This window comes from Mesorhizobium sp. M1A.F.Ca.IN.022.07.1.1 (assembly GCF_003997575.1).
Lineage (GTDB): Bacteria > Pseudomonadota > Alphaproteobacteria > Rhizobiales > Rhizobiaceae > Mesorhizobium.
This window is the reverse complement of sequence record NZ_RZST01000382.1, coordinates 1-5,161: the sequence shown is the minus strand read 5'-3', so window position 1 is coordinate 5,161 and position 5,161 is coordinate 1. Positions and strand designations below refer to the sequence as shown.

General features: G+C 63.0%; 8 protein-coding genes. 5 read left to right on the top strand and 3 right to left on the bottom strand.

Annotated features, from left to right (window positions below; all coding sequences use genetic code 11):
- The coding region (locus tag EOA75_RS28405) for a flavodoxin-dependent (E)-4-hydroxy-3-methylbut-2-enyl-diphosphate synthase (RefSeq protein ID WP_164747613.1) at positions 1-150 on the bottom strand (150 nt) is incomplete at its 3' end.
- Positions 151-404: 254 nt separating this feature from the next.
- Entirely contained in the window at positions 405-584 is a 180-nt protein-coding gene (locus EOA75_RS28400; RefSeq protein ID WP_040998838.1) for a YdcH family protein, read from the bottom strand.
- A gap of 235 nt (positions 585-819) precedes the next feature.
- On the opposite strand from EOA75_RS28400, the gene EOA75_RS28395 reads away from it, so the two are divergent.
- On the top strand, positions 820-1,023 hold the full coding sequence (locus EOA75_RS28395; RefSeq protein WP_067001951.1) for a DUF465 domain-containing protein: 204 nt from the start codon (positions 820-822) through the stop codon (positions 1,021-1,023).
- A 24-nt stretch (positions 1,024-1,047) separates the two neighbouring features.
- Here the strand turns inward: EOA75_RS28395 and EOA75_RS28390 are convergent, their stop codons facing one another.
- Positions 1,048-1,848 (bottom strand): IclR family transcriptional regulator, encoded by an 801-nt coding sequence (locus EOA75_RS28390; RefSeq protein ID WP_095824056.1) that lies wholly within the window; start codon positions 1,846-1,848, stop codon positions 1,048-1,050.
- Between the two features lie 120 nt (positions 1,849-1,968).
- On the opposite strand from EOA75_RS28390, the gene EOA75_RS28385 reads away from it, so the two are divergent.
- The 4 genes from EOA75_RS28385 to EOA75_RS28370 all read left to right on the top strand — a co-directional run bounded on the left by EOA75_RS28385 (position 1,969) and on the right by EOA75_RS28370 (position 5,080).
- A complete protein-coding gene (locus tag EOA75_RS28385; protein ID WP_127325723.1) occupies positions 1,969-2,841 on the top strand; it encodes a transporter substrate-binding domain-containing protein in 873 nt (290 codons plus the stop codon).
- A 124-nt stretch (positions 2,842-2,965) separates the two neighbouring features.
- Complete coding sequence (locus EOA75_RS28380) at positions 2,966-3,631, top strand: amino acid ABC transporter permease (protein ID WP_067319366.1); 666 nt, start codon at positions 2,966-2,968, stop codon at positions 3,629-3,631.
- A complete protein-coding gene (locus tag EOA75_RS28375) occupies positions 3,631-4,281 on the top strand; it encodes an amino acid ABC transporter permease (protein WP_067001941.1) in 651 nt (216 codons plus the stop codon). The genes EOA75_RS28380 and EOA75_RS28375 overlap by 1 nt, the downstream gene beginning before the upstream one ends.
- Positions 4,282-4,285: 4 nt before the next feature.
- Positions 4,286-5,080 carry an amino acid ABC transporter ATP-binding protein gene (locus tag EOA75_RS28370; protein ID WP_127325722.1) on the top strand — a complete coding sequence of 265 codons (795 nt, stop codon included), beginning with the start codon at positions 4,286-4,288 and terminating at the stop codon, positions 5,078-5,080.
- Positions 5,081-5,161: the final 81 nt, after the last annotated feature.

Genomic DNA, 5,161 nt, shown 5'->3' with positions numbered 1-5,161 from the left:
CACCTGGGCAACGGTTTGATCGATGTCGGCGGTATCGGTGTTGGTCATCGACTGCACGACGACCGGCGCGCCGCCGCCGACCATCACGCCGCCGACATCGACGCCGACCGATGCGCGCCGCGGGAAAGGAGAAGAAAAATATCCGGTCATGCCGGCCGCCTTCATCTGGAAGTTCCGGGCATGAGGTGGCGGAGCAAAGATGGCTTGTCAATGGCCGGTGACAGCCACGGTCCGCAAATCGGCTGCGCTTGGTTGGCGGCCGCGCGGTTCAGCAGCCCACATCGGGCTGCGGTTGCATTCCGGGAAGACTCGGGAAATTCAGCGTAAACTCACCGTACCGGCGGCATTCTTGCCACCGGTTGGGTTGCACCCGACGGGTGCGGTTTATGCTGCCTAGAGGAGTTTCAGTGTGCCGTCGGTTTCGCCTTCAGCTTTTCAATCTCGTCCTTGATTGCCAGCTTGCGCCGCTTCAGAGTGGCGATCTCGAGGTCGTCTACCGAAGGATGATTCATCGCGTCGATAAGCTCGCGCTCGATGTCGCCGTGCTTCCGCTGCAGCTCATCAAGATGGGATGCAAGAGACATGATTGGTTCTCCCTTTCATGGATTCCTCGATTGCAGCCGTCTCAGGCACGTCCACCGCAGGTCGCAACTGTGACGGCACGATGACAGTTTGCCACCAACCAATCTCGATGTCGAATGCCGCGTGGTAGCATTCCACGACAATGTGAAATGTGATATCAGCGGCGCGCCGGTCACAAACCCCACCGGCCCCGCCCAAAGGCCCATCCCTGGGCGACGCATACGCAGACGGTAGATAATGTCCGAACAGGAACAGGCTGAGATACGCCTCGAATATTCCCGGCTCAAACAGGAACACGCCGATTTCGACGCCGCCATCAATGCGATGATCGCCATGGGTTGCGACCCGCTGCAGATCCAGCGCATGAAGAAGAAGAAGCTGATGCTGAAGGACCGGCTGATGGCGCTGGAAGACCGCATCATCCCCGACATCATCGCCTGACCGGCAGCTTCCTTCGCTCGACGGCTAGGGGATCGAAAGCCGCGCGGCGCGGTCACGCAGCAGCGCGACCAGCTCGCCTGTCCGATCTTCCGACGTGTCGATCGGAACCACCAGGCACATCGTCGCCTCGATCTTCCCGGGCGCTGAAAAGACCGGCGCCGCCAAGCATTTGGTATAGGCGTCGACAAGGCCCGACGTCACGCAATAGCCGGTGACGCGGGCTTTTGCGATGTCGTCGATGAAGTCGTCGAGCTCGATCTTGCGGCCATCCGGCAGCACGAGGTCGTCCTGGGAGATCATCGCCTCGATCCGGCTGCGTTCCAGGCCGGCGAGCAGCAGCCGGCCCGACGCGGTCCAAGGCAGCGGGATCTGCAGGCCGGTGGCCGAGCTGATGCGGAACGGCCTGGTGCCCGGGCTCGAATGGACGATCGTGTAGCGGCCGCTCTGCAGCATGCACAGCTCCGAGGTCTCGCCGGTCTCGCGCGACAGCGTGTCGACCTCCTGCCGTCCGCGCCTGAGGAGGTCGTTGCCGCGCATATAGGCCATTCCGTAGAGGTAAAGCTTCTTGCCGAAATAGACGCGGTTGCCGTCGCCGGCCATCTCCAGGAGACCGGCACCGACCAGCTCGCGAACGAGCGTGTAAGTCGTCGAGCGGGGGGCGTTGAGCCCCTTGGCCAGCTCGCCGATGCCGATCGCGCGCTGCGTGGCATGCAGGAACTCCAGAATGTGCAGCGCGCGGTTGAGACCCTTCTCGCGAGAGTTCGCGGGCCTCTCCTCGTCCGAACCTGCGGCCTGCCACTCGGTCAGCGCTTCGCCATCTTGCATTGTCGATTCCCGGTGTTAGTATCTGTCTTGTACAGGATACATACGTCTCTTGTAAGAGACAATCGTATATCGATTGCTGACGCGTGTATTCATGGGGAACACACACCAAAGGAGGTCGCCGTGAACGACACATCCGGAAGACGTGATTTTCTGAAATTGGGAATGGCCGGACTTGCCACCGCCGGCGCGCTCACCGCGGTCAGCGCCGAGAAGGCCGCCGCGCAAGCCGCGTCCGATAGCGTGCTGCGGACCGCGCTCGATCGCGGCAAGCTGATCGTCGGCACCGGCAGCACCAACGCGCCGTGGCATTTCGAGAACGATGCCGGCGAGCTGGTCGGCATGGACATCACTATGGGGCGCATCCTCGCCAAGGGCCTTTTCGATGACCCGACCAAGGTCGAATTCGTCATGCAGGATCCGGCGCAGCGCATTCCGAACGTGACCACCAACAAGGTCGACATCACCATCCAGTTCATGACCATGACGGCGCAGCGCTCGCAGCTGATCCACTTCTCGCGCCCCTACTATGTCGAAGGCGTCGCGCTGCTGACGCTGCCCGGCTCCGAGAACAAGACTTTCGACAAGCTGCTGGCGAACGGCTCGGCCACGCGCATCTCGATCCTGCAGAATGTCGATGCCGAAAACTCGGTGCACTTTGCCCTGCCGCAGGCGCAAGTGATGCAGATCGACACCCAGGCCAACGTGCTCCAGGCGCTGGAATCCAAGCGCGTCGACGCCGCCGCGGTCGACCTCTCCACCGTGCGCTGGCTCGCCTCGCGCAACCCGGACAAATATTTCGACGCCGGCAAGAGCTGGTATTCGATGCTTTACGGCGCGGCCATCAGGCAGGGCGACCTCGACTGGCTGACCTACGTCGACCAGACCTTCACCATCGCCATGTTCGGCCACGAGACGGCACTCTACGACGCTGCCTTCAAGGAATATTTCGGCCAGGAACCGCCGCCGCGCCATCCGGGCTTCCCGGTCATCTGACGAGGCCTGTCTGACTTTAGCCGGCGGAGGGCCGCAGCAAGCGCCCTTCCGCCTGTTCTCCTCGACACGGGGTTCCTGCAGTGGCGATTTCTTTATCGTCACCACAGGCCATTGAGACGGACGCATGGGCTATACGCTCAATTTCAACCTGATCTGGCGCCATTTCGACAAGCTCTGGGGCGGACTGCTGCTCAGCCTCGAGCTTGCCGTGATCTCGATCGCCATCGGCATTGTCATCGGATTGGTACTGGCCGTCTGGTATGTCTCGGCCGGGCGTGTCGTGCGCGGCATTATCGCCTCTTACGTCGAATTCATCCGCAACGTGCCGCTGATCCTGCTGGTCTATCTGGTGTTCTACGGTCTGCCGACCGTCATCGACCTGGCCTACAGCGCGCAGACGTCCTTCGTCGCCACGCTTGCCGTCTACAGCGGCGCCTATCTCGTCGAAGTGTTCCGATCCGGCCTCGAAGCCGTGCCGCGCGGCCAGATCGATGCCGGCAAGGCGATCGGCCTTACGCCATGGCAGCGGCTTGTCCATGTGCGGCTGCCGACGATGATGCGCATCACCCTGCCGGCGCTTTCCAACACCTTCATCTCGCTGTTCAAGGACACGTCTGTCGCTTCCGTCATCTCCGTGCCCGAACTGACCTACGGCGCGCAGTGGATCAACTTCAACACCTTCCGCATCGTCGAGGTCTATCTGGTGGTGACGGCGATGTATCTGGTGACGGGTTACGCCCTGCTCTTCGCGCTCCGGCTGGTCGAGCGCTGGTATAGGACGGCGCGCTGATGCTTGGCCAGATCGCTTACGCCCTGCCGTTCCTCGCCGAAGGCTTCGCGCTGACGCTTTGGGTATCGCTGCTCGTCGTGGTGCTGTCGCTGATCGCCGGCGTTGTCCTCGGCGTTGGCCTCGTCTACGGGCCCGCACCCTTGCGCTGGGCGGTGCGGATCTTCAGCGACACCGTCCGCGGCATCCCGATCCTGGTGCTGATCTTCTTCGTCTATTACGGCCTGCCGGCCGTCGGCGTGCATCTCCAGTCCTTCTGGGCGGCGGTGCTGGCGTTGACCTTGTTCAAGACCGCGCAGGTCGTCGAATATCTGCGCGGTGCCGTCGCCTCGATCCCGAAAGGCCAGTCGGAAGCGGCGATGGCGATTGGCCTGACCTTTCGCCAGCGCCTTACCTACGTGATTTTCCCGCAGGCCTTCCGCCGCTTCCTGCCGCCTTGGATCAACGGCGTCACCGACGCGGTCAAGGGCAGCGCGCTGGTCTCGCTGCTCGGCATCACCGATCTGATGCAGGCCATCAACCAGGTCATTGGCCGCACCTATGAGGCGATGCCGCTCTATATCCTCGGCGCCCTTCTCTATTTCGGCGTCAACTACGCGCTTTCGCTTGCCAGCCGACGGCTGGAGCAGCGCTTTGCCTTCATCCGGGAATAGCACGATGGCCACCACTTCCGATAACAGCCCTGCGCTTCTCGATATCGCCGAGGTCTCGAAATCCTTTGGCTCGGTCGAGGTACTGCGCTCGGTCAGCCTCAAGGTGGCGAAGGGCGAGGTGGTCGCCATCATCGGACCGTCCGGCAGCGGCAAGACCACGCTGCTGCGCTGCGTCAACTTCCTCGAAAGCTACGACAGCGGCTCGATCCGCATCGACGGCAAGGAGGTCGGTTTTCGCGACGGCGGCGCGCGCCAGCGCCGCAGCGAGCGCGACTTGGCCGCCATGCGCGCCGAGACCGGCATGGTGTTCCAGGGCTTCAACCTGTTCCCGCATCTGACGGCGGCCGGCAACATCATGCTCGGCCTCACCAAGGTACGCGGCAAGAGCAGCGCCGAGGCGCGCTCGATCGCCGAGCACTGGTTGGGTCGTGTCGGTCTCGCCCACAAGGCCGACAGCCTGCCCGCCGAGCTTTCCGGCGGCCAGCAGCAGCGTGTCGGCATCGCCCGCGCCGTCGCCATGGAGCCGAAGATCCTGCTGCTCGACGAGATCACCTCGGCCCTCGATCCGGAACTCGTCGGCGAGGTTCTGGCCGTGGTGAAAAGCCTCGCCGAGGACGGCATGACCATGGTGATGGTGACGCATGAGATGGCTTTCGCCCGCGACGCCTCAAGCCGCATCGTCTTCATGGCCGACGGCGGCGTCAGTGCCGTCGGGCCGCCGAAGGAGGTGCTTGCCGCGGAGACCACGAACGAGCGCCTGCGGACTTTTTTGGCGCGCTTACGCGCCTCGCAATTCTGACATCGGATGGCAAATGCCATCCAAGGAGCATTCTTCCATGACGCCTTACACCCGGCTCGCCGAACTCGGCCTGACGCTGCC

What these genes read in the sequence shown, in the direction of transcription:
- EOA75_RS28400 (WP_040998838.1), bottom strand. Translation starts at nt 584, where the DNA reads ATGTCTCTTGCATCCCATCTTGATGAGCTGCAGCGGAAGCACGGCGAC.
- EOA75_RS28390 (WP_095824056.1), bottom strand. Translation starts at nt 1,848, where the DNA reads ATGCAAGATGGCGAAGCGCTGACCGAGTGGCAGGCCGCAGGTTCGGAC.
- EOA75_RS28380 (WP_067319366.1), top strand. Translation starts at nt 2,966, where the DNA reads ATGGGCTATACGCTCAATTTCAACCTGATCTGGCGCCATTTCGACAAG.
- EOA75_RS28395 (WP_067001951.1), top strand. Translation starts at nt 820, where the DNA reads ATGTCCGAACAGGAACAGGCTGAGATACGCCTCGAATATTCCCGGCTC.
- EOA75_RS28375 (WP_067001941.1), top strand. Translation starts at nt 3,631, where the DNA reads ATGCTTGGCCAGATCGCTTACGCCCTGCCGTTCCTCGCCGAAGGCTTC.
- EOA75_RS28370 (WP_127325722.1), top strand. Translation starts at nt 4,286, where the DNA reads ATGGCCACCACTTCCGATAACAGCCCTGCGCTTCTCGATATCGCCGAG.